Genomic DNA, 25,978 nt, shown 5'->3' on the forward strand with positions numbered 1-25,978 from the left:
CTATGCTCGCTGCCTAAAATCAGACGAAGAAGGGGTACCCCTTGGTCGCGTACTTCTTCATTCCCTCCTCATTAATCTCCACCCCGATGCCTGGCTTATTCCGCAGGACGATATACCCGTCTTCGATCATCTCGCCATCAAACGTCACGATGTCTTTGAACATGGGATCGGTGTGGAAGTAGAGTTGCCATTCCAGGATGGCGAAGTTGGGCACCGAGGCGCACACGTGGCTTGAGGCCATCGCGGCCAGGTAAGAGCCGACCATATGCGGCGAGAAAGGCACGTAGTAGAGGTTCGCCAGGTTGGCAATGCGCTGGCCCTCGCCCAGCCCGCCGGCTTTCTGCAAGTCGGGCATGATCATATCCGCGGCGCCAATCTCCAGCAACTTCCGGAACCCGTGGGCCAGGTACAGGTTCTCCCCCACACAGATCGGGGTGGTGGTGGAGTCACTGATGAGTTTGAGCGCGTCCACGTTCTCAGCCGGGATGGGCTCTTCCAAGAACATCAGGTTCAGCGGCTCCATCATTTTGGCGACGCGCTGCCCGGTGGTGGTGTCGTAGCGGCCGTGCATGTCCACGCATATATCTATATGGGGGCCCACTGCTTCCCGCACGGCGGCAATCTGGTTGTACATCCTGTCGAGTTCGGCGGGGCTGGCGGTCCAGTTGTAGTGATCGTATTTGTTAGGGTCCTGCGCCTGGTCGATGTCCAGCTTCACTGCGGTAAACTTCCGCTTCACCACGTCCTTGGCGGCTTCCCCGAACATCTTCGGGGTCGGGTTCCTCTCGCGGTAGGCGGCCGTGTCGCAGTACACCCTGATCTTGTCCCTGAACTTCCCGCCCAGCAACTGGTAAACCGGCACGCCAAGCGACTTTCCCGCCAGGTCCCAAAGGGCCGTTTCAATGGCTGAGAGCACCGCGATGTACATACCGGCCTGCGCCCCTTCAAAAAATCCCCCGCGCCGCACATCCTCGAAAATGCGGTTCACATCGAGCGGGTTTTTCCCTTTTATGCGCTCCCCGAACATCTTTACCAGGTGGTAAGTGCCGGGCGTGGCATCCACGGCCTCGCCGCACCCCCATATATCTTGGTTGGTATATACCTTCACGAACAGGCTGTGCCCGTTGCGGATGTAGCCGGCTTTTATATCCGTTATTTTAAGGTCAGAGGGCTTGGATTGCAGGGGTCCTTTTGCGACCGCGGCCTGCAGCTCGTTTCCAAAACCCGACATCAGCCCGGCCCCAGCGAGGCCAGCCATGGCACCCTTTGTTAAGAAGGAGCGCCTGGAGTGTTTATTTACCATGTTATATGTCTTTTATATATGATTCCCTGCACCAACCTACCAGGTGCGGGTTTTTAACATTTCCTGGATTTGCTCTTTCGGAACCGGTAATTCGTTCAGGTGGTCGTTCAGCCACTTGGAGAAATCCTTCTCGATCTCCGGAGACCAGCGGTTATCGATCTGGCCTGCCGTGTATTTCTGCTCGCGGAGGCGCTGGTGTCCGAACATATCCCGCAGCCTGACCACCTCCGAGGTTTTCACCACCTTCTCGGCCAGGTGCGGCGGGATGAAACTCACGCCCCCGTCGCGGCCCAGCACAATGTCGCCCGGCATCACGGTTACCTTGCCTATCCTAGTTGGCTTGTTGATCCCGATCAGGGTTGTGTTGAGTTCCCCGTCCGGGTTGTTCAGGTGATGCGAGGGATGATAGCTTCGTACGAAGGAGGTGAAGGACCCTAACTCTTTTAATCCGGCGATATCGCGTATGGCGCCTTCATACACAATCCCGTTCCCCGATTTGGCGTAGATGGAGTTGGCCAGGTTGTCGCCGATGGTCGGCCCGTTTTCGTGCGCCCCGAACTGGTCCGCCACGTACACGTCTCCCTTTACCAGCATGTCGATGGGCCAGGAATTCTGGTCTTTGATCCGGCCATCCTTTTTATGGCCTTTCTCCGTTATGACGCGCTGAATGTCCGGGCGGCCCGGCATGAAAGTAGCCGTGAGGGCGCGGCCCACCAGCACGCTGTCGGGGTTTATAACCAGCCATCCTTCGGCGTACTGGTACTTGTAGTTTTCCCCTTTCATCACCGCCCAGGCCTCTTCGTGGGTCACCTGTTTCATCCTTTCGATAATCGCGTCCGGCACCTTCGGGCGCCCGTCGGGGAAGCGCTCGCCTTTCCATTCAGGCGTGAGGAAGAGGAGCTCCTCACGGGAAATCTGCTGCGCGAACGCGGCGGTGGAAAGGCAAAAGCATAATACGATGAAAGAGAGTGCGTAAATTTTGTTCATATACTTTGGTTTGTGGTTCTGCTGCATTCAGCTTATCCTTATTTATCCTACCCTTTATTAGAGGGTAAAACCTAACGTCATAAGTTTTACCCTCTAAAATTTGCTGATATTCACATAAAAAAAGAGTAATAGAATCTACTCGGTAGGGCAAGCAGCTACTTCGCTACCGCACAACATCCCAGAAAACCGGATTTCCAAGGGTGTTGCCTCCCATCCGGGCAATTGCCTCGTCTACATTGTCTTCGTTTACAGACCTTTCTCTGAGCGGGTAAGGTAACCTGCGGATGAAGCCGCCCCCGGTTTCATTTACAGAAGGATCCTGACCTGGATAATTGATTGGTTCCAAGATTGGATATTCAGTTCTTCGAAAATTAGCCCAGGCTTCGTGGTATTGGAGGAAAGATGCCACCCAATACTGTGTGTTGATCTGCTCCAGCGCTCTGGCCGGATCATAAGCAACTTGTGGCTGTGCCAAATAAGCGTCCACCTGCTCCGTCGAAATATCAATAATGGCATTCTCAGTATCACCACTGTAAGCTTCCATCTGCTCCATGTGCGCCCTGATTCCAGTTTCGTAATACTCCTGAGCCGCAGCCTCACCACCCGGAATATAGCCTCTGTGCGCTGCCTCGGCTAAGAGCAGCGACGTTTGGGCGTAGGTCACCAGAAACTCCGGCCTGTCGAGGCGCAGTATCGTTCTGCGGTTAAACTGAGAGTAGGCGAAAGCAGCATTGATCTTGCCCGGGAAACCAGGCGCGCTGGCTATGTTGGTATCATCATACCCGTACGGCATACCCTGTTGATCTTCTGGATTCGTGTTCTCTGCCCCTGCTGTCTCGAGCGGGTTCACGGGGTTCTCGTATTTCACGGCAATGTATTCCAGGCGCGGATCATCCGTACTTTGAAGGTACTCCACGAACGGAGCTCCCACATAATAATTATGCCGCTCAGTAGCCATTAGCGGAGCTGAGAAGGGATGGATGAAAATCGAACTATAGGAAACATAGGCATTGCCCTCATTGGAAGTTATGACACCGCCTCTTGCCGGATCAACCGCTATTGTTACAATAGATTGAGCTTTTGCCTCGTCAATTTCAGTATAACGCATCCCGGTGCGCAGCAGGAGCGAGTTGCCCAGCCTCTTCCACTGTTCGATGTTGCCCTGGTAGAAAAGGTCTCCCTGCACAATGTCACCGTTCGGGTCCAGCGCGTCTGTGGCCTGCTGGTACTCCTTCAGGATGTCCTCATATATAACAGAGGCCTCATCGTATTTAGGCAGGTACGTGCTTTCGAGGAAGCCTTTGCCTGCCTCAAAATAAGGCACATCGCCGTAGGTGTCAACTAAAATCTGAAAGCAGTAGGCCCGCCAGATCCTGGCCATGTTGTAGAGGTTGCTCTTCGACGGGTCGTCCTTCGTCTTGTCGATCACATCCGTCAGGTTCCGGATCGCCCCTGTGTACAGGTCGTTAAAAATGGGGGCAGATTGCGTTTCATTCACCACGTTAAGATTACCGCCTGCAGGGTTCCCCATATAGGGAATCTGCACCTGCTGCACAATGGGTGCCTGATAACCCAGCGAGTTGACTGCAGAAATCAGCTGCGCGTTCGAGAAGAGATACTCGGGGTTCAGCGAAGTAGGCTGTATCGGGTTGGTGTTGATTTCTTCAAAATCCTTGTCGCAGCTCCCTGTGCCAAACAGCAGGGCAACCAGCGCCATCGTTATATATAGGTTCTTTCTCATGGTGTTGCTCATATAGGGTCTTACAACTTGATGTTCACGTTCAGGCCATAGCTGCGGGTAGTCGGAAGCGAGTGCCCCTCAAGCCCGGCCAGGTTATCAGAAGCAGAGAATTGTGATTCCGGATCAAGGTTATCCACGTACTTCTTGATCATCAAAACATTGTTAACATAGGCGTTGAGGTTCAGGCCTTTGATGAAGGTGCCGCTCAGGAACTTAGTCAGGTCGTAGCCCAGCGACACGGTGCGCCAACGCACAAAGCTGGCGTTGTACACAAAAGGAGTGGCGATGCTGAAGCTGCGCACGCCGTTATAGAATGTTCCGGGGAGCACAGCCGTTATATTAGGTTCACCAGTCGGGGTTACACTTGGATAAATAACGCCTCCTTCCCGGCCCTCTAATGTTGCCTTATGCAGGCCATGGCGGTACCAGTTAAAGTTGGAGTTCGAGAGCATCTTGTGGCCTGCCTTGAAATCCACCTGGGTAAAGAGGCGGAAGCCTTTGAAGTTGACGGTGTTGAGCCAGCCTCCGGTGTGCGTCGGAACAGCACTGCCGTAGGTCACGATCTCCCCTCCTAACATCCTGCCCTCAGAGGTTACCACATTGCCCTGGTCGTCGCGCCTGAAATCGACGCCGCGCAGCGATCCCAGCGGCTTGCCCACCTCATGCGACACAATACCGATGAATTCGCCTGTTCCCACGTCGATGCGCTGCTGGTTGTTTGCCAGTTCCAGCACCTCACTTTTGTTGTAGGTCAGGTTTAAGGCGGTTTCCCAGGTAAGGCTGGCGTTCCGTACCGGCATAAAACCCAGCAGCATCTCGACGCCCTCGTTTCGCAGCCTGCCCACGTTCACTTTTGTCTGGCCATAGCCGGAGGCGTTGGAAATGTCCACGTTCAGGATCTCGTCCTCTGTGTTCTTGCGGTAAGCCGCCACATCCAGGTTGATGCGGTTGTCAAACACCTTCAGTTCCAGGCCTACTTCCGCTTCCTTCACTTTCAGCGGTCTCAGGTTGGGGTTCGGGCTTGTGGAACCGGCAATGGTTCCGAGCGGCACGCCGTTCAGCGTGTTGTTGTTCAGCGAGTAGAAAAGCTGGTTGGTATAAGGGTCTGTGTCACCGCCCACTTCGGCATAGGCCGCGCGAAGCTTACCAAAGCTAATCCAGGTGGGCAGCGAAGAAGCAAACGCCTGGCTGAACACGAAGCTGGTGCTCACAGACGGGTACAGGTAGCTGTTCGACTCCGGGTTCAGGGTAGAGAACCAGTCGTTTCGGCCTGTCAGCGTTATGAACAGATATTCCCGGAAGCCGAAGTCTACGGTTCCGTACAAGGAGTTCACCTTCTTTCTGTAGTAGTCGAAATCCGGCTCTTTTACCTGGCCGTTGTTGATGGTGTACAGGTCGCGGACATAGAAGTTGGTAACAGAGGTGCTTAGTGTCTGAGACGTCTGCTCCATGGAGTTTCCGCCAAAGGTGGCGTCGACACTGAAGTCCCCGAACTCACGGTTTGCCCCAACCAGGAAGTCCAGGTTCAGTTCGCGGAAGGTCTCTTTGTCGCGGTAGTAGTTGCCGTTAAAGCCGGTTGTTGACGGCGGCGGCAGGAAAGCGGTGCCTGTCGGCCGGTTCACCTCATGGTCCACGGAAAAGAAGTCCTGCCCTGCACGCCCCTGCACATAAAGCCAGGGCGTAAGCTCATATCGCAACGAAACGTTGCCGAAAAGGCGGTCGCGCTTGCGGTTCTCGAAACGCTCATTGATGGTCCAGTACATGTTGGTGCGGTTGGTAAAGCGCGCCGGGTTGATTTCGCGACCCGTTACCGGGTCCTTGTAGGCATCCTCCATCCATCTTGGGTCGATGCTGTTGGCAAGCGTATAGAGGGTCGAGTTTATGTTGTAGTCCTGCTGGGAGACAACCGGCGGATTCTTGTTGTACTCGTTGGAGTAGTTGGCGTTTACCTGCGTGGACAGCTTGTCTGTCAGGTTGTAATTCACCCCCAAGTTCACAGATCTTCTGTTGAAACCGGACTTCTCGATGATAGCGTCTGAGTCGGTGTCGGAAAAAGACACCCGGAAGCTTCCTTGCTCGTTTCCGCCTGCCAGGGCCACGCTGTTCTGCAACATCAGCCCGGTTTGGTAGAAGGCATGGGTGCGGTCTTTGAAAGGCACATAGGGGTGCTGCTCTCCGTCGACCTGCCATGTGGGCTGGCCATCGAAACGCTCGCCGAAGCTCCAAACGCCTGATGAGCGGGCATCGCTCACGCTCTGAGGGCGCACGCCGCCTTCGCCCTGGCCATACTCATATTGGAAATCCGTGAAGTCAAGCGCGCGGTCGGCCTGCACCGTAGACGAAACGGTGATCCCGATACCCGTCTGGTTCTTGCCGGACTTTGTGGTGATGATGATGGCACCGTCTTTTGCCCGGAAGCCATATAGGGCAGCCGCAGCGGCGCCTTTCAGCACGGTCATGGACTCTATATCCTCTGGGTTGATACTCTGCAGGCCATCGCCGGTGTCTGACATGGCCTCCCCGGCAAAGCCTTCGCCTGCACCGTTTCCACGACCACCGGCACTGTTATTGATCGGCACCCCGTTCACCACGATCAGCGGAGAGTTATTGCCGCCAAACGACGACTGGCCGCGAATACGGATCTTGGAGGAACCGCCCGGTCCGGTTGCAGGGGCCTGCACGTTTACCCCGGAAACTTTTCCAACCAGGTTATTGCCTACATTGGTGGACCGGCTGCTTAAAAGTGCCTCCGTATCCACGGTAGCCGTGGCATAGCCCAGTTTCTTCGCTTCCCGCTTTATGCCCAGAGCCGTTACCACCACTTCCTGCAGCGCCTCGGCGTCCTCGCCCAGCACCACATTCAGGGTGCTCTGGTTACCCACTGTTACCTCCTTGGTTTCATAGCCTATATACGAGAGTACAAGCACGTCGCCGGGGGAAGCGCTTAACGAGAAGTTCCCTGATGCATCCGTAACAGTTCCCCTGCTCGAGCCTTTCACGGCAATGCTCACTCCGGGCAAACCTGTGCCGCTGTTATCTGTCACGCGCCCGGTAACCGGGGCCTGCGCCTGCGCCCTGGCGGCGGGCATGTTTGCCGGCAGCGTTTTATGCGCCGGTGAAAGGCGGATATGGATGTTGTTGTTGATGAGCTTAAACTCCAGGCCCGCCTCCGCCGCGATCCGTGTCAGGACCTTATCCAGTGGCTCATTCCTGGCTTTTACTGTGATCACCTTTTTCCCGGTCAGTTCTTTCTCATCGAATGTGAACCGAAAAGGCGTCTGGGTCTCCACGCTTTGTATAAATTCCTTCAGCGGGGCCTCGGTCAGTGAAAGCGTTACTCTTGCTTTTTGCATGTCAGCCTCCGAGAGCGCTGTGTCTGCTGCAGAGGCGAAGAAAACAGTGGCCAACAGCGTCAGGGCTACACTCAAGGCCTTTCTTGCTCCACCTTTTAGTAGGTAGTAAAAATTGTTTTCCATAAATTTGGGATGTTTAATTAAGTGAATTCTTTAAACAACAGCCCCTCACAAAGAAAATGCGTCAACAGGTTTCTTTGGGGGGCAACCACAGCCAGCTCCATTCAGGGTCTGGCTGTTTTCATTCTATCTGCTCATTCATATTGGAAGTTAGTTAAACACAATGCTCACTTTGTTCTCGGTCCGCTTGTAGGTAAAATTTTTCACGAAGCCAATGCCTTCCAGCACCTTATCCAGCGACTCTTTTTCGTATTCGCCGGTATAGTTCCACGCCCCCCCGTGCATCCCGCGGGTGTCCACTGTTATATCCACGCCATACCAGTTCTCCAGCTTCCTGATGACCTGGTCCATACTGGCCTGCCTGAAGTACAGCACCCCTTGTCTCCAGCCCAGCACCTCTTTCCTGTTAAAGGGCGCCACGGCATGGTGCTGCGACACCTTGCTAAAGGACAGCTTCTGGCCCGGCACCAGCCTGGCTAAGTGCCGCTGCTCGTCCCGCTCCTGCTTTTCGATCTGCACCACGCCCGTGGCCAGCGCCACTGTAATGGCCGTGTCGTACAAGCTGTAGTTGATGTTAAAGGACGTGCCCAGTGCTTGGGTGGAGATATTGCCGGTGCGCACGATGAACGGGCGCAGGCTATCTTTGGCCACCTCGAAAAAAGCCTCACCGCGCAGCACTATCTCGCGTTTGTCTGCGGCAAAGTTTTCGCGGAAGGAGACCTTGCTGCCTGCATTCAGCGTGATCACGGAGCCGTCGGAGAGGTTGATTGTTTTCTTCACACCGGGCGCAGTCGAAACAGACACATATACTGCGGCAGCCCTATCGGAGGAGGCATATTGCACAAGCGCCCAGATCAGGCACAAGGGCAGCAGCACGGCAGCGGCTGCCTTAAACCAGAACTGCGGCTGTTGCGGCCGCAGGAAGCGGCTTGCTGTGCCGGCTTCCTCCTGCGGCTCCTGTATCTGGGCTTTAATCCTGCGGAAGATCCCCTCTGCATCATGCCCGGACTCCGCCGCCCTCCCCTCTCCGGCTTGCTCCCATATGCCATGCAGTTCCTGCTCTTTCTCAGGGCCCATGTTTTCATCCTGAAACCACCTGAGCACCGTCTGCACTTCCTCCTGCGAGCATTCGCCTCTATAAAATCTATCAAGCAAGCCTTTCTTCATTTACTTATCCTGGGGTTTATATAGGGATTACACACAACTCCGTGCCTGCACCACCTCCAGAGGAAAAATAAATTAATTAAGTACTCACTTTTGCAGTTTCGTTTTTTATTTTCTACTTTCCGATGTAATGATTTCCAGTTATCGCTCTGCATAGCTGTGCCTGCTTAAGATTCATCACCTCACCTCAGCCTAATTTTATATGAAGTCAGGAAGTATTGTATGTTTGGCCAGTGTCCTATCGGCTCTTAAAAAAGACGATATGGCTGCATTCGAAAGCCTTTACAAGCTGTTTGAGCCCAGGCTCTATGCTTTTGCGCTGCATCTCTCCCGGCAGAAAGTGGATGCGGAGGAAATCGTGCAGGAGGTGTTTCTGAAGGTGTGGGAACGGCGGCACCTGCTGGATGCGGACCAGAACTTTGACGGCTATCTCTTCAGCATCGCCCGGAACCTTGTGTATAACAAAGCGCGGCGCAGGGTATATGAGTTCGCGTTTACGCAGTATGTTGCCGCGACAGGCGAGCACGCGGGTTGTTTCACAGAGGAGACGGTTGCTTACCGGGACCTGGTAAAGCTACTGGAAGAAACCTACGCCACGCTCCCCCCCATCCGGCGGCAGGTGTTTGTGATGAGCCGCGTGGAGGGCAAGAGCAACAGTGAGATTGCCCGGCTCCTGAACACCAGCAACAGCAACATCGAAAACCACCTGAACAAGGCGCTCAAGTCAATCAAAGAAAGGTTCAAGGGCTACGAAATCGCCTATATGTTTTTTCTGGCCTACTTACCGGAAGCCGCCGCTTCCCTACCGTTTCCGGCACTATGTGCCTGAGCATAGCCTCTTCGCAGATGTAACGCCCGCCGCACCTTGAACCAACCCTGTTTGCACGGCCTGCCAGGTCGGTCACCCACCCGCACACCCCCAGAAGGTCTTTCCAAAAGCACTGCTGGCGCCGGTGCGCACGGCAGAACATTGGCTTCCGCCTCCGATACCTGCACCAACCCAGCTTCCCATACCGGCTCCACCGGGATTTTAAGCCTAACGGCAGCTTCTTTCAACCCTTTTCCGGGGCGGGACAGAAGCCGGCCACCTGTACGCGACCTCCTTCTGTATCCGATACCTGCTATGACCTGTCTGGTATATGGAGCAGGCACGCCTTTCATCATCAACTAAAAAATAAACCGCTCCGGGCTTTATGACTTCAACGCTCTCCACCCTTGATTACATCGTTTTTGTTTTATATGCCTCGATCATCGTATTTCTGGGCCTTTGGGTATCGAGGTCTAAAAAGGGCGTGCAGAAGACGGCCCAGGATTACTTCCTGGCCGACAAATCCCTGACCTGGTGGGCCGTTGGCTCTTCCCTGATCGCCGCCAATATCTCCGCAGAACATTTTATCGCCATGTCGGGCTCGGGGTTTGCCATTGGCCTTGGCATTGCGGCCTACGAGTGGATCGCCGCTATCGCGCTGATACTTGTAGCCAAGTATTTCCTGCCTGTTTTTCTGGACAAGGGGATATACACCATGCCCCAGTTTTTGCAGCAGCGGTACAACAAAGGCGTGAGCACGGCCTTTGCCATTTTCTACCTGTTGGTGTATGTGTTCGTGAACCTGACCGCTGTAAGTTACCTGGGCGCATTGGCGCTGGAGAAGATCATGGGGGTGCCGCTGGTGTACGGCATCGTGGGGCTGTTGGTATTCTCGGGCATCTACTCTATATATGGGGGCATGAAAGCGGTGGCCTGGACGGACGTGGTGCAGGTGATTTTCCTGGTGGGCGGCGGGCTGATCACCACCTATATCGCTTTAGACGCCGTGGGTGGGGGCGATGGTGTCTTTGCCGGGTTTGCCAACATATATGAAAGGGCCAGGGATCACTTTGTCATGGTCATCCCGGAAGGCCGGATAGCGGTGCCAGACGGCGCGGGGGGCACAAAAGACGCCTTCCAGGACCTCCCCGGCCTGGCCGTTATCCTGGGCAGCATGTGGCTGACTAACCTGGGCTTCTGGGGCTTTAACCAGTTCATCATACAGAAGGGGCTGGCGGCAAAGAGCATCGTTGAGGCGAAACGGGGGCTTCTGTTTGCGGGCTACCTCAAAATCCTGATCCCGCTGATCGTCGTCATCCCGGGCATTACGGCGTATGTGCTCTTCAACGACTACAGCCCTGCGGAACTGGCCGCCATTTTAGGCAAACCGCTGGCTTCCGTGGGCACCATCGAAAAGTCTGACGAGGCCTATCCGTGGCTGTTGAAAAACTTTGTGCCGTCCGGCTTCAGAGGGCTCGCCTTTGCAGCCCTGGCCGCTGCCGTCGTTTCATCGCTGGCATCCATCATCAACAGCACGTCCACTATTTTCACCATCGATGTTTACAAGTCCTTCTTCAGGCCGGAGGCAGGGAACAGGGAGTTGGTGCGGGTAGGGCGGCTTGTTGCCATCCTGGCACTCACCATAGCCGCCCTGGTTGCCCCGCAGTTGCAAACGCTGGACCAGGTGTATCAATACATCCAGGAATACACCGGTTATATATACCCGGGAACGATCGTGGTGTTTGTGATGGGGCTGTACTGGAAGCAGATGACACAAAACGCCGCCCTCTGGACGGCTATTGTCACTATCCCGGCTGGCATCATTTTCAAGCTTATATATCCCGAAATGCCCTTTATTCTGCGCATCGGCTATGTTTTTATTTTCCTTTGTGTGCTGGCCTCTGCCATCAGCTTTATGGAGAGAGGAGAGAAGGTAGTGGTGCCAAGGCCAAAAGGCAGCAGACACGACGGCTTGCTGAAGACGAGCTATCTCCTTTTTCTGCTGGCCTTGGTTTGCCTGATAATCGGAATACTCTACTCGGCTGAATACAGCTATCTCGGGATCGAGTCGATCTATACCCTGTCCATGATCTTCCTGATGCTCGGCATGATCATTTACACAAACGTTAAAATGGATACTGCCGATAAAAAGGCGATTGTCTCGGACCCGGTATTGTTCAAAACGCAGCCTACGTTCAATATAGCCGCCGGCGGGATACTCGCGATCATCGGCACGCTGTATTACTTTTTCTGGTAGGCTGGCATATATGGCTGCTGGAAATTTTGGCTGGGGAATCTGATGTGCAGGGCCGGAGGTTCAATCCGATTTTCGTAGTTAATCTAAATAATGTAAGGATTTACAGGACGAAATTTCTTAGATTTAGTACAATAGGTAAGTCACTGAATAAAAATACTTTCATTTTAAAATAATCAAGATTATGAAAGCCACCAATATAGACGAAAAAAACCCATTAGAGAGCCTGGATGTTTGGGAAGAAGACCTGTTAGAACGTTTCCCTGACCCGGACAACATCGTACAGGATAAAACGAAGGAGGAATACCGCAATTACGAAACCCCTGCCCGCGAAACGGTGAAGGAGTTTTACCGGCTCAACCACCTTCACCAGACCTATGACTTTGTTTTGCAGAAGGAGAAGGAGTTCCTGCGCTTCGATAAGAAAGAGATGCCGATATGGGACGCCTTTACTTTCCTGAACCAGTTGGTGGATGACTCTGACCCCGACACCGACCTTGACCAGATGCAGCATCTGCTGCAAACCTCGGAGGCTATCCGCACCGACGGTCACCCGGACTGGATGGTGCTGGTGGGCCTGCTGCACGACATGGGCAAAGTGCTTTGCCTCTTCGGGGAACCGCAATGGGCCGTGGTGGGCGACACCTTCCCGGTAGGCTGTGCCTTTTCGGACAAAATCGTTTTCTCAGAGTTTTTCAAAGACAACCCGGACTACAACGATAGCCGTTACAATACCAGGTTCGGGGTGTACAGCCCGAACTGCGGCCTTCGCAACGTGCACATGTCGTGGGGGCACGATGAGTATGTGTACCAGATGATGAAAAACCACCTGCCGGAGCCCGCTTTATATATGCTCCGATACCATTCCTTCTACCCGCAGCACCGCGAAAACGCATATGACCACCTGATGGACAGCCATGACCATGAGATGTTTGAATGGGTGAAGCTCTTCAACCCATACGATCTGTATTCCAAAACCCCGACACCCCCTGACTGGAATAAGCTGCGCCCCTACTACGAAAACCTGGTGGCCAAATACCTCCCGCCAACATTAAAGTTCTGATACCTATATATAAGAGACAGGCACAGGCTTAAACGGAACGCCTGCCATTTCAAAGAAGCCTATATAAGTACCATTTGATTGCCGGCAATCCCTGTCGAATAATTTGGGGAGCAGTAATAAACTGCTCCCCAAATTATTCGACAGGGATTGTTCATTTTACCCGCACCCCCTGCTTTCATAACAGATCAATAACATCTGCTCAATGTTCAGGTAACGTCGGCGGTCTTTCTTTGCACCCGGACTTAGAAAATGAAACAGCGCAGCCTATGAGCAGAAATAACAGCCTTCCCCACTACAATCTTCAAAGGCATATATAATGGCCTTACTTTCTTCCAACTAATAATCTGGCCACAGGGCGTCAAATTATAAACCCCCTCCTGTTCAAAACCAATTCTGCAATCAATTCCAGGCGCTGCTGGAGACGAAGCACAAACTATCTAATACTAAACTTTCGATATGAAATCAAAACTACAAGTCAAAAGCAAACGGGCCTCCCAGGGGTGCTCGCTGCTGCTGCTGGCCATGCTCGGCATGGTACCGGCAGATGGTTTTTCAAGCGGGCCTGCGTTCGCCGCCTTCGGTTCGACAGTGGCAATGCCCTCCCGGGAGGGGAAAAGGCAGGACGATGCGGTGTCAGGCCAGGTGAAGGACGCCACTGGTCAGCCGCTGCCCGGCGTTTCGGTGTCGCTGAAAGGCACCTCCGCCGGAACCGTTACCGACGCGGAAGGCAGGTTCACCCTCAGCACGGCTGGTACCGCGGAACCGGTGCTGGTCCTGTCGTATATCGGCTTTGTGAGCCAGGAGATGGCCGTGGGCAACAAGGCCACCCTGGATGTCACGCTCCTGGAAGACACCAAAGCGCTCTCCGAAGTGGTGGTGGTAGGATATGGCACGCAGAAGAAAGCCAACCTGACGGGTGCCGTGGACCAGGTAACGGCTGAGGTGTTCGAGAACCGCCCGGTCCCGAACCTCGCCCAGGGGCTGCAGGGCGTTCTGCCCAACCTGAACCTGGTGCCAACGGACGGAAAGCCCATACAGTCCCCCACTTTTAATGTGCGTGGTACCACCTCTATCGGGCAGGGCGGGAGCGCGCTGGTGCTGATAGACGGCGTGGAAGGCGACCCCAGCCTCCTCAACCCCAACGACATTGCCAGCATCACGGTGCTGAAAGACGCCTCCTCTGCGGCCATATATGGAGCCAGGGGTGCATTCGGCGTTGTCCTCATCACCACCAAGGACCCCTCTAAAGACAAAACGAGCGTCACCTACTCCGGAAACTATGCGATCAAGAGCCCCACGGCCGTTCCGGATTATGTTACCGACGGCTATACGTTCGCTAAAATGTTCAATGAAGGCTGGACAGCCTGGAACGACTATTCCCAGTCGCCGCAGAACGTGAACAAGACGGTAAAGTTCTCCCCGGAGTACCTGGCTGAGTTGGAGCGGCGGGCGAATGACCCCAGCCTGCCGGATGTGGAGGTTGGGCCCAACGGCGAGTATATGTACTATGGGAACACAGACTGGTTCGAGGAACTGTATAAAGACCACACCAGCGCCACCGAGCACAACCTCTCCGTTTCCGGCAGCAGCGGCAAGGCGAGCTTCTATGTCACCGGCAGGTACTTCGGGCAGGAAGGCCTGTTCCGCTACAATTCGGACGATTACAGGATGTATAACTTCAGGGTAAAAGGTTCTGTAGAGCTGTTCCCGTGGCTCCACATCGACAACAACACCAGCTATTCGAACATGACCTACCACAACCCGCTGAACGTGGGCGAGGGCGGCGGCATCTGGCGGAACATTGCGGATGAGGGGCACACCATGGTGCCCATGTTCAACCCGGACGGGACGCTGACCTACTCGGCAGCCTATTCCGTGGGCGACTTCTGGTATGGCAAGAACGGCATTGACATGAATGAGCGCCTCATCCGGAACACGACGGGCTTTACCGCCACCCTGCCCGGCGACAAGTTCAAGGTCAACGGCAACTTCACGTTTCAGAACATGGATGATGACGAGACGCAGATACGCGTTCCGGTTCCCTACAGCAGAATACCGGGCGTGATTGAATATGTGGGTACGAACACAAACGACATTCAGGAAACCTACCGGGAAACCAGGTACCTGGCTGCGAACCTATACGGAGAGTATGAGTCCGTCTTTGGCGATGCGCATTACTTCAAAGCCATGGCTGGCTACAATTATGAACAGTCCACGTACCAGGGGCTCCGGACACAGCGGAACGGCCTGATCTTCGAGGGGGCGCAGGATATCAACCTGGCACTGGGGCAATCGATAGGCACAGGCGGCGGCTGGGAGCGGTGGAACATCGCGGGGGGATTCTTCAGGCTTAACTACGCCTTCAAAGAGCGGTACCTGCTGGAAGTAAGCGGCCGGTACGACGGCTCATCTAAATTCCCGGAGGATGAGCGGTTCGCTTTTTTCCCCTCTTTATCGGCCGGCTGGCGGATCTCCAACGAGCCGTTTTGGAAGATATCCCCCCGTGTGATCTCGGAGCTGAAGCTCAGGGCATCGTACGGTTCGCTTGGCAACGGCAACATCGCCTCCTATGCGTTCCAGGAGCAGTTCGGCATCTCCCAGTCCGGCAGGGTGCTGAACGGGGTGAGGCCGCAGCGGACAAGCCAGCCTGGGGTTATTCCGGACGGGCTGACCTGGGAAACGTCCACCACACAGAACGTCGGCCTGGACCTGAGCATGCTTTCAAACCGGCTGACCTTTAACGGGGACGCCTATATCCGGTCGACCACTGATATGTTCACCGTGGGCATGACGCTTCCTGCCGTATTCGGGACGGCCGTACCGAAGGGGAACTACGCTGACCTGAAAACGACGGGCTGGGAACTGGCCGCCAATTGGCAGGACGTATTTACTGTCGCATCAAAGCCCCTGAACTACAGCCTGCGGGTAACGCTGGCAGACTACACGGCGGAGATTACCAAGTACAACAACCCGGAAAAGAGACTGAGCGACTATTACGCAGGGCAGACGGTAGGCGAGATCTGGGGGTACGTGACCGACGGGTACTTCACCTCACAGGATGACATCGCGAACTCCCCGTCACAGGCCCTGATCAGGGCATCTACCAGCGGGCAGTTGCTGCCCGGCGACATCAAGTTCGCGGACATCAACAACGACGGTGTCATCAACAATGGGGACAATACGGTGGACAGCCCCGGCGACCGAAAGATTATCGGCAACTCCCTGCCGCGCTACACCTATGGCGTTAACCTGGGCTTGGACTGGAACAACTTCTTCTTTACGACCTTCTTCCAGGGAGTGGCAAAGCAGGACTGGTACCCGGGCAGGGAAGCCTCTACCTTCTGGGGGCAATACAACAGGCCCTATAATAAGCTGCCGGAGTGGCAACTGGGCAACATCTGGTCAGAGGAAAACCCAGATGCTTACCTGCCCAGGTACCGAGGGTATGTGGCGCAGAACAGTTCCGGGGAGCTTGCACAGGTGCAAACCAAGTATTTGCAGAACGTGGCTTACGTGCGGATGAAGAACATCCAGGTGGGCTATATGCTGCCGCAGGCGCTGATCGGCAAAGCGGGCATGAGCAACGCGAGGGTCTTCCTGTCAGGGGAGAACCTCTGGACCTGGTCACCTCTCTACAAGCTTACGAGGGACCTGGATGTGGAAAGCATCAACGGGTCTGACAGGGTGCTTACCAGTGGCACGAGTGGGAACGGGTACAATTACCCTATCCTGAAAAGCGTCAGCATGGGCTTGTCCCTTACATTCTAAACAGCAGGAAGATGAATAACCTACTATATACTATCATGAAGAAGCAATTGGTGTGGCTTGTGCTCTTAAGCGCTTTTTTTGCAGGCTGCGAGAAGCTGGACCAGGCCCCGGTGGCCACCGCCACTAAAGAGGCTGTTTTCACCAGCGAGAGAGGTCTGGAGTTATATGCCAACTCCTTTTATGATGTGCTGCCGAGCGCAAACGATGTGCACCGGGGCGATGCGATGGCTGATTACTCCGCCAGGACACAGGTGCCTGATTTTCTGAGGGCGGGCGCTTTCGGGCCCCGCGAAAGCTCCGGCTGGAACTGGGGAGAGCTGCGGAACATCAATTACTTCATCGCCAACAACAATGACCCGGCAATCTCCCCGGCCGTGCGGAGCCACTATATGGGGCTGGCCAGGTTCTTCCGCGCCTGGTTCTACTTCGATAAGGTGAAACGGTTCGGCGACGTGCCCTGGATCAGCACCCCGATGGCGGTGGACGACCCGGCCCTGTACAACGGCCGCGACCCGCGCGCGCTGGTGATGGACTCAGTGCTGGCGGACCTGGACTATGCCTGCGAAAACATCTCCACCACCGGCGACGACTCCCGCAGCCTGATCACGAAATATGTTGCTTATGCCTTCAAGTCGAGGGTATGCCTGTATGAGGGCACCTACCGGAAATACCACACGGAACTGCAGCTCGGGAGCACGGCCGAAGCCTGGCTGCAGGAGGCTGTCTCCGCCTCAGAAAAGGTGATGCAGGAGAGCGGCTTCCGCCTGAACACAGCCGGGGGGCCGGACAATGCCTACCGGCAGCTCTTCACGAGCCAGGGTCCGGTTGCGTCGGAAGTGATGCTGGCGGCCGTGGTAGACCCCGCCCTGAGCGTGTTCAACGATGCCAACTGGTGGTGGACCAGTTCCACGTACGGCGCCAGGGTGAGCCTGATCCGGACATTTGTGAACACCTATATGAACATAGACGGCACCCCGTTTACCGATACGCCCGGCTACCAGACGATGGTGTTCGCGGAGGAAGTGAAGGGAAGAGACAGGCGCCTGGAGCAAACCATCCGGACAGGGGATTACAAGCGAATAAACGGAGGCACCGCGGTGCCGGCTCCCCCCGTTTTCTCCTACACCTACACCGGCTACCAGCCCATCAAGTGGACGCTGGACGACACCTACTTTGACGGTGGGAGCCGGAACACCAACTCCATCCCCATCATCCGCTACGCCGAGGTGCTGTTGAACTATGCGGAGGCAAAAGCCGAGTTGGGCACATTCACGGATGAGGACTGGGTAATGACCGTCGGGGCTTTGCGGCAGCGGGCCGGTATCACGGGTGGGCTGGAAGCCAAGCCACAGGCAGCCGACCCTTACCTGCAGGCCAATTACTTCCCCAGCATCTCGGACCCGGCCCTGCTGGAGGTGCGAAGGGAAAGAGGCATCGAACTGGCCTTGGAGGGTTTCCGGTTTGATGACATCGTCAGGTGGGAACGGGGGGAACTCATGGAGATGGTCTGGAACGGCTTCTACGTGCCCGCGCTTAACCAGCCGCTCGACCTGAACGAGGACGGTGTGCCGGACGTGAGCTTCTACAAAAAAATGCCCGCGGACCCGGTGCCCGGCGTCACTTACGTGAACGTGGCTGAGACGCTGAGCGGCGGCAACCAAAATCCCCAGCAATTGTCAGAGGACACGCATGGAGAGCTGACGTGGCTCGCCAACATCCCAAGGGTATGGGACGACAAATATTACCTGTATCCTATTCCTGAAACCGACAGGCTGCTGAATCCGGCGCTTGGGCAAAACCCTGGTTGGTAAAATCATGCTGTATTCCCTTGAAAGACCGGCTTGAATTATTAATTTCAGGAAGCCGGTCTTTCAAGGTATATATAACACTTACATCCCATTTAAAACAAAAAGGTATATATGAAAATCAAGTCCCTGCTTCTTTCGCTTCTGTTTGTTTGCGGTTTCACCGCCTTCAGCCTCGCGCAGCAACTGACGGTTGGCTCCTACAACGTGCGCTACGACAACCCCGGCGATACCGGGAACCTGTGGGTGGACCGTGCGCCTGTGGTGGCGGCGTTGCTCCGCTTCCACGATTTTGACGTGTTTGGCACGCAGGAAGCCCTGAAGAACCAACTCGACGATATCAGCACCGCCCTGCCGCAATACACCCGCTACGGGGTAGGCAGGGACGATGGGATAGAAAAAGGCGAGCATTCTGCTATCTTTTTCAAGAAGGATAAATTCAAATTGCTGGACAAAGGGGATTTCTGGCTGTCGGAGACACCGGAAAAGCCTTCGCTCGGCTGGGACGCCACCTGCTGCAACCGCATCGTTTCCTGGGTATACCTGCAGGACCTCAGCACGAAAAAGAAATTTTACTTCTTCAATGCCCATTATGACCACCAGGGGATGCAGGCCCGCAGGGAGAGCAGCAAGCTTATCCTGCGCAAGATAAAGGAGATAGCAGGGAAAGAGCCCGTGATCCTGTCAGGGGACTTCAACGGCGACCATGCGAGCGAATGGTATCAGACGCTCGCCAACTCCGACCTGCTGAAAGACACCTACAAACAAGTGGAGCACCCCTACGCCAGCAACGCCTCCTTCAACGGGTTCAAGCAGCAGTCGGACAGGGATGAAATCATCGACCATATATTTGTTACAGGAGACTTCAAAGTGAATAAGTGGGGGCTGCTGACCGATACCTATCACGGCAAGTTCCCATCCGACCACTTCCCTGTGCTGGTTGAACTGAATTACGCTTCAAAAAAATAACTGCCTGATCAGGAGGCGGACAGTTAGGGCGGGAGCCTTTAGCGCAAGCGCGCTTGAAAACTCCGGCTCTATATAGGCATCTACCTCACAAATCTATATATACCTCCTATACTTCAAGTTTTCTGAAGTATAGGAGGTTCTTCTGCAACTGGCGTATATGGCCTTCACCTGAGCGCGAGAATGAAAAGGTTGTATTGCCGAAGCTTGCTCAAATATTGGTTTAACGTTAAATTCAAATCTTAAAGGTCTCTGATGCGCATCCAAAAAACGATTCTCCCGCTCCTGTTGCTCATTTCCCTAAGCCAGGGCCTGTCGGCTCAGAGGCGCTATACACCCGCGAATGTGCATGCCCACAACGACTACCAGCAGCCTGTCCCCTTTTTCACGGCGCACTCGAAACAGGTTGGCTCTATCGAGGCGGATGTGTTTTTGCAGAACGGGGACTTGTATGTAGCGCACGAGCTGAAAGAAATCCAACCGGACCGCACTTTGGAGGCACTTTACCTCAAGCCGCTCCGGAAACAGATACAGAAGCACAACGGAACCCCCTATGGCCAGCCGGAGGCGAAGCTGCAATTGTTGATCGACCTGAAAACCGACGGCAAAGCGACCTTGCCGGTACTCGTAAAAATGCTCGAGAAGTACCCGGAGATCAGCGCTAACCCCGCTATCCAGGTTGTCATCAGCGGCAACAAGCCTGCCCCGGCCACCTGGTCACAGTTTCCGGGTTTTATCCGTTTCGACGGCACGCCGGGCGAGCCCTATACCCCGGAAGAGCTGCAGCGGATACCTGTGTTCAGCGACAATTTCAGAAAGTACACCAAATGGAATGGCAAGGGGCCGATGGACAGCAATGAACGCGCTATAATTGAGCAACTGGTAGACAGCGTGCACCAGCTGCATAAGAAATTCCGTTTTTGGGCAACGCCTGACACAGAAACGTCGTGGCAAACGCTGATGCGCCTGAAGGCCGATTACCTGGGCACGGATGATGTCGCGGGACTGACCGGTTACCTGCAAGGGTCACCGGCCAATAAACCCCGGCATAAGGAGCGGTAAACCGCTCTTGGCTTTTAACCGACGGCACGGAGCCTTCGTTTGCCTAGCTGGGCTACGCCGAGGCTGGTCAACCATTTCTTCCTTTCGCAAAACACCACTCCTGCCGACAGCCCCACGCACCGCCTTACGGTGTGGCGCCCCCTGCATCAGCGGCTCCGGAACCAGACGCCTACCTCCGGGAGCCGCTTCTTTTAAGCCTCAAAGTGAACTTTATTTCTGCGATAACTGCTAACCATTCAAGCGGCTGCAAAGCTGTTTCCATAGCGAGGAGCCCCTATCGCCTGCGCACAGCGCCTGATTTCTGAAGCATGCGTTCCCGGCGCCCTGCTCCTTGACGAAAAATTGGTTTTGTTCGGGTGTTTATATGTTTGAACTTGCGGCAAGATATACTAATTTGGAAGCTTTCTTATGTCTGAACATACCCTACGCCTTCTGCCCCCGATCTGTTTGCCATGCATGATATGAAGCATATATTCTTCTTTTTTATAGGCGCCGCCTTCCTGCTGAGCAGCTGCGATGAGAAAGAGCCTAAGCTCTTCCAGCTGCTGTCGCCGGATGAGACGGGCATCTCGTTCAGCAATACGTTGCCTGAGAACGACACCCTCAACGCCATTGAATACGATTACCTTTACAACGGGGCTGGTGTGGCCATCGGGGACATCAACAGCGACGGGCTGCAGGATATCTTCTTCGGCGGCAACATGGTGTCCAGCAGGCTTTACCTGAACAAGGGCGACCTGAAGTTTGAGGACATTACCGAGCAGGCAGGCGTTGTAACCGACCGCTGGGTGACGGGCGTTTCGATGGCTGACGTAAACAGCGATGGCCATACCGATATTTATATCTGCGTGGCCGGGCCTGATAAAACGGCGGAGAAACCGAACATGCTGTTCGTGAACAACGGAGACGGCACCTTCACGGAGTCTGCCAGGGCCTATGGCCTGGCAGACACAGGATACAGCACCCAGGCGGCATTCCTGGATTATGACAAGGACGGCGACCTGGACATGTACCTGCTCACCAATGCACTGGAGAACTTCCCGCGCAACAACTCACGCCCCAAGAAAACGGGCGGCCAGGGGCTGAGCACCGACAGGCTGTACCGCAACAACGGCGACAACACCTTTACAGACGCCTCCAGGGAGGCCGGTATCCTGCTGGAGGGCTACGGGCTGGGCGTGGGCATTGCCGACATCAACAACGACGGGTGGCCGGACATCTACGCGGCGAACGACTTCATCACCAACGACATCCTCTACATCAGCAACGGCGACGGCACGTTTACAGACCGGGCAAGACAGTATTTGAAGCACCAGAGCTGGAATGCGATGGGCACGGATATAGCCGACTTCAACAACGACGGCCTGCTGGACATCATGACGGTGGACATGCTGCCCCCTGATAACCAGCGGGAGAAAACCATGATCGCGGCACCCAACTACGACCGTTACCGGCACAACCTCACGCTGGGCTACCAGCCGCAGTATATGCGCAACACCCTGCAGCTGAACAACGGCAACGGCACCTTCAGCGAGATCGGCCAGCTGGCGGGCATCCACCGGACAGACTGGAGCTGGGCACCCTTGTTCGCTGATTACGACAACGACGGGCGCCGCGACCTGCTGATCACGAACGGGTACCGCAAGGACGTCACCAACCTCGACTTTATCATATACAAGCGCCAGGAAGGGCGCTTCGGGGACGAGTCGCATCAGTCAAAGGCGATGGCGAAGCTGATCAAGGAGCTCCCCGGCGTAAAGGTGCACAACTATATCTACCGGAACACCGGCAACCTCACCTTTGCGGACAAGTCTGAGGAATGGGGCCTGGATGCCCCCTCCTACACCAACGGCACGGCCTTCGCCGACCTGGACAATGACGGCGACCTCGACCTCATCATGAACAACATCGATGAAGCCGCTTTTATATATAGGAACAATGCCAACACCCTGCCCGACCGCCACTACCTGCGCATCCGGCTGGAGGGCGACGCGAAAAATAAAGCCGGCCTCGGAGCAAAGCTCACCCTAACATATGATGGCCAGCAGCAGTACCACGACCACTCCGTGTACCGCGGATATAAGTCCACGGTAGAGAACGCTGTTCATTTTGGCCTCGGCAAAGCCACGAAGGCCGAGGCGCTGGAAGTAACCTGGCCGGACGGCAGGCAGCAAACGATACAAAACATCAAAGCTGACCAGGTGCTGACGGTACGGTATGCAGATGCCACTGCACCGGGCACTGCGCCTGCCCACACAACCATCGCAACGATTTTCGAGGCACAGGACAGCACCGCCACCGGCATCAGCTACCGGCACCAGGAGAGCGATTTTGTGGATTTCAAGCTGCAGCCGCTCCTCATGCAGAAGTATTCGCAGGGAGGCCCGGGCATTGCCGTGGGCGACGTGAACGCCGACGGCCTGGATGACTTTTATATAGGGGGTTCCTCCGATGCTCCCGGCAAGCTATATATGCAGGCATCGGCTGGCAAATTCAGGGGGCGCACTTTAACCGATGCAGCGAAGCATGGCGATGACATGGGCAGCCTGTTCTTCGACGCGGACAACGACGGCGACTTGGATTTATATATCGTAAGCGGGGGCAGCGAGTTTAAGGAAGGGGCTGCGGAGTACCAGGACCGGCTGTTCCTGAACGACGGCAAGGGAGGCTTTACCCTGATTCCCGCCGCGTTGCCGGGCCTAAAGTCGAGCGGCTCCTGCGTGGTGGCGGCAGACTACGACCAGGATGGCGACCTGGACCTGTTTGTAGGGGGCCGGGTGGTGCCGCAGCGCTATCCTTTGCCCGCCAGTAGCCATATACTGCAGAACAACGGCGGGAAATTTACGGACGTGACAGAAAAAGTGTGCCCGGAGCTGAAGCAGATCGGACTGGTTACCGCCGCGCTCTGGACGGACGCAGACCTGGACGGACACACCGACCTGCTACTTGCCGGGGAATGGATGCCGCTGACTTTACTCAAAAACAAAAGCGGCAGGTTTGTGAATGCCACCCCGGGCTCTGGCTTGCAGCACGCCGTAGGCTGGTGGAACAGCCTGGTGGCCGGTGATTTCGACAAGGACGGGGATATGGACTATATAGGCGGCAACTTCGGACTCAACTCAGACTACAAGGCATCCCCCGAAGAGCCCGTTACCGTCACGGCAAAAGACTTCGACAACAACGGCAGCATCGACCCTGTGCTGGGCCGCTACCTGATGGGCAAGAATTACCCGGCCCACCCCCGCGACGCCATGACCGACCAGATGGTTTCGCTGCGCAGGAAATTCCAGACGTTCGAACAATACGCCAGCGTAGGCTACAGCGAGCTTTTCTCGGAGGAGGAGTTATCAGGCGCCATCGTCGCCCAAAGCACGCATTTACAGAGCAGCTACATCGAGAACCTGGGAAGCGGAAAATTCAGCGTGCGCCCGCTGCCGGTGCAGGCACAGTTTGCCCCGGTGTTCGGCATGGCGGTAAACGACTATAATGGCGACGGCAACCTCGACCTGCTGCTGACAGGCAACAATTACGCGACGGAGGTAAACACGGGCTGGTACGATGCCTCCATCGGCCTGTACCTGCAGGGCAACGGCAAGGGAAACTTAGCGCCCGCCCGTGCGACCCGGAGTGGTTTTTTTGTGGATACAGATGCGAAAGGCCTGGCCGAGCTTGCGCTGCCGAACGGCAAAAGCATGATACTCTCCGCCTCTAACCAGGGGCCTCTAAAATCTTTCCTGTATGCGCGGCAGCAAGAAACCATACCGCTCCGGCCTGACGATGCCTGGGCTGTCGTGACGCTGCAGGACGGCAGGAAAATGCGGCAGGAGTTTTACTACGGCTCCGCGTACCTGTCACAGTCATCCAGAACATGGGCTGTACCCGCAGGGGCCAGGGCCGCAACGATATATGGGTTTTCAGGGAAGAGCAGGCTGGTTTCCTTCCCTGACGACAAGGTGGCCCTGCGCCCTTAGCAGGCGCAGCTTCGCCCTCTTCACGGCAGCTGCCATGTCTTGTCGCAACTGCTTTGGTTAAAAGCAGATAGCATCGAAAAAATCATACTCCATGATTCTTAAATATAGTTGCCCGCGCCGGAACTTGTTTTAGATGAAAGTAATTGGTTACTTACATGCACGCTTGTAGCCTGAGCGCCGAAGCATGCGACAGGAAACGGCTGCAAACGAATACCGGCATATAAAATCCCTTTCAGGAACCATGAGAAGCATTAAACTCCTATTCCTCTTACTGGCTGTTCCCTTGCTGTTCGGGTGTGAAGAAAAGCATGATGTAGCAGGGCTGGATACGTTTTCACAGTCGCAGCTGATCGTATGGAACGGCCATTTGAGTGAGATCATCATCAAAGATATCTTTACCCCGCCTGTCGCCAGCCGCATCTACTCCTACCCGAACATTGCGGCCTATGAGGCCCTGGCCCCAGCCTACCCTGCTTACCACTCGCTCTCCAGCCAGCTTAACGGCTTGAGCGCTGTCCCGCAGCCTGACGCCACCCAGGAACTGTACCTGCCGGTGTCCAGTATCATCGCCTTCTCTACCGTCAGCAAGAAGCTGATCCTGGACGAGCTGCTGATGGAAGCATATGAGGCAGATTACCTTGCGCAGATCAGGAAGATCGGTATTAGGGAAGAGGTGTTGAAGAACTCCATTGCCTATGGCCGCCAGGTGGGAGAGCATGTACTGGCCTGGTCGAAGAAGGACGGGTATGTGGAAACACGGGCCCTCACGCGCCATGTCATTTCAAAGGAACCCGATGCCTGGCAGCCGACCGCCCCGGATTATATGCCTGCCGTAGAGCCGCATTGGAGTAAGATCAGGCCGTTTGTGATGGATTCTGCGGCGCAGTGCAAGCCGCAGATGGCAACTGCTTTTGATTCCGTGGCTACCTCCGATTTCTATAAGGAAGCGATGGAGGTGTACAAGCTCGTGAAGGATACAGATGAAGAGAAACTCCTGATCGCGCGCTTCTGGGACGATAACCCGAACGTGTCTTACACCACCGGCCATGTTACCTACTTCAAGCAAAAGCTAACGCCCCCGGGACACTGGATGTCTATTACCAGCTCTGCTATCCGCAAGAATAAACTGGACATGATGGAGGCGGCCGAGACCTACGTGATGGTGGCCACTGCAGTGGCTGACGGCTTTATCAGTTGCTGGGATGCCAAGTACGCCTACAATTCGATTCGCCCCGACACCTATATAGAGCGTTACATCGACGCAGACTGGGATCCGATCTTGCAGACGCCTCCTTTCCCCGAGTTCCCGAGCGGGCACAGCGTGATTTCATCCGCTGCCGCCACGGTGCTCACCCATAAGTTCGGCGGCGCGTATGCCTTCGTTGATTCTACCCAGATGGCCATCGGCCTGCCGGTTCGTCAATTCAACTCCTTTGATGAGGCGGCGGTGGAGGTCGGGGAAAGCAGAATCTACGGAGGGATTCACTTCCGCCCCGCCTGCGACCTTGGCTACAAGCAGGGCAAGGAGGTAGGAGAGCTCGTTATCTCTAAACTAAGAACCCGCAAAGCGGCCCAAACAGCAAAGCTTTAACCATCTGCCTGACCACCGTATT

The 25,978-nt window shown here is 55.3% G+C and carries 14 protein-coding genes; 9 read left to right on the forward strand and 5 right to left on the reverse strand.

All coding sequences use genetic code 11. The features are described 5' to 3' along the window. Nucleotides 1–19: 19 nt before the first annotated feature. The 5 genes from ABD920_RS10900 to ABD920_RS10920 all read right to left on the reverse strand — a co-directional run bounded on the left by ABD920_RS10900 (nt 20) and on the right by ABD920_RS10920 (nt 8,671). Entirely contained in the window at nt 20–1,303 is a 1,284-nt protein-coding gene (locus ABD920_RS10900) for a mandelate racemase/muconate lactonizing enzyme family protein (RefSeq protein WP_345158953.1), read from the reverse strand. A gap of 36 nt (nt 1,304–1,339) precedes the next feature. Next, nucleotides 1,340–2,290, reverse strand: a complete 951-nt coding sequence (locus tag ABD920_RS10905; protein ID WP_345158955.1) for an RraA family protein — start codon at nt 2,288–2,290, stop codon at nt 1,340–1,342. A gap of 163 nt (nt 2,291–2,453) precedes the next feature. After that, nucleotides 2,454–4,031, reverse strand: a complete 1,578-nt coding sequence (locus ABD920_RS10910) for a SusD/RagB family nutrient-binding outer membrane lipoprotein (RefSeq protein WP_345158956.1) — start codon at nt 4,029–4,031, stop codon at nt 2,454–2,456. A gap of 20 nt (nt 4,032–4,051) precedes the next feature. Then, the gene (locus ABD920_RS10915; protein WP_345158958.1) at nt 4,052–7,507 is read right to left on the reverse strand and encodes a SusC/RagA family TonB-linked outer membrane protein; all 3,456 of its coding nucleotides are present in this window, start codon (nt 7,505–7,507) and stop codon (nt 4,052–4,054) included. A gap of 147 nt (nt 7,508–7,654) precedes the next feature. Further along, nucleotides 7,655–8,671 (reverse strand): FecR family protein, encoded by a 1,017-nt coding sequence (locus ABD920_RS10920; RefSeq protein ID WP_345158960.1) that lies wholly within the window; start codon nt 8,669–8,671, stop codon nt 7,655–7,657. Between the two features lie 259 nt (nt 8,672–8,930). Between ABD920_RS10920 and ABD920_RS10925 the strand changes: the two genes are divergently transcribed. The 9 genes from ABD920_RS10925 (at nt 8,931) to ABD920_RS10965 (ending at nt 25,956) form a co-directional block, all read left to right on the forward strand. Beyond that, the gene (locus tag ABD920_RS10925) at nt 8,931–9,497 is read left to right on the forward strand and encodes an RNA polymerase sigma-70 factor (protein WP_345158961.1); all 567 of its coding nucleotides are present in this window, start codon (nt 8,931–8,933) and stop codon (nt 9,495–9,497) included. A gap of 364 nt (nt 9,498–9,861) precedes the next feature. Beyond that, nucleotides 9,862–11,733 (forward strand): sodium:solute symporter family transporter, encoded by a 1,872-nt coding sequence (locus tag ABD920_RS10930; protein ID WP_345158963.1) that lies wholly within the window; start codon nt 9,862–9,864, stop codon nt 11,731–11,733. Between the two features lie 181 nt (nt 11,734–11,914). Continuing rightward, nucleotides 11,915–12,793 carry an inositol oxygenase family protein gene (locus ABD920_RS10935; protein WP_345158965.1) on the forward strand — a complete coding sequence of 293 codons (879 nt, stop codon included), beginning with the start codon at nt 11,915–11,917 and terminating at the stop codon, nt 12,791–12,793. Between the two features lie 456 nt (nt 12,794–13,249). Next, on the forward strand, nt 13,250–16,561 hold the full coding sequence (locus tag ABD920_RS10940; protein ID WP_345158967.1) for a SusC/RagA family TonB-linked outer membrane protein: 3,312 nt from the start codon (nt 13,250–13,252) through the stop codon (nt 16,559–16,561). Nucleotides 16,562–16,572: 11 nt separating this feature from the next. Further along, complete coding sequence (locus tag ABD920_RS10945) at nt 16,573–18,372, forward strand: RagB/SusD family nutrient uptake outer membrane protein (protein ID WP_345158969.1); 1,800 nt, start codon at nt 16,573–16,575, stop codon at nt 18,370–18,372. A 108-nt stretch (nt 18,373–18,480) separates the two neighbouring features. Next, entirely contained in the window at nt 18,481–19,335 is an 855-nt protein-coding gene (locus tag ABD920_RS10950) for an endonuclease/exonuclease/phosphatase family protein (protein ID WP_345158970.1), read from the forward strand. Between the two features lie 252 nt (nt 19,336–19,587). Further along, a complete protein-coding gene (locus ABD920_RS10955) occupies nt 19,588–20,394 on the forward strand; it encodes a phosphatidylinositol-specific phospholipase C/glycerophosphodiester phosphodiesterase family protein (protein WP_345158971.1) in 807 nt (268 codons plus the stop codon). A 461-nt stretch (nt 20,395–20,855) separates the two neighbouring features. After that, nucleotides 20,856–24,365 carry a VCBS repeat-containing protein gene (locus ABD920_RS10960; RefSeq protein WP_345158972.1) on the forward strand — a complete coding sequence of 1,170 codons (3,510 nt, stop codon included), beginning with the start codon at nt 20,856–20,858 and terminating at the stop codon, nt 24,363–24,365. A gap of 241 nt (nt 24,366–24,606) precedes the next feature. Then, nucleotides 24,607–25,956 (forward strand): vanadium-dependent haloperoxidase, encoded by a 1,350-nt coding sequence (locus tag ABD920_RS10965; protein WP_345158974.1) that lies wholly within the window; start codon nt 24,607–24,609, stop codon nt 25,954–25,956. Nucleotides 25,957–25,978: the final 22 nt, after the last annotated feature.

The sequence above is a fragment of the Pontibacter saemangeumensis genome, assembly GCF_039541895.1.
Taxonomy (GTDB): Bacteria; Bacteroidota; Bacteroidia; order Cytophagales; family Hymenobacteraceae; genus Pontibacter; species Pontibacter saemangeumensis.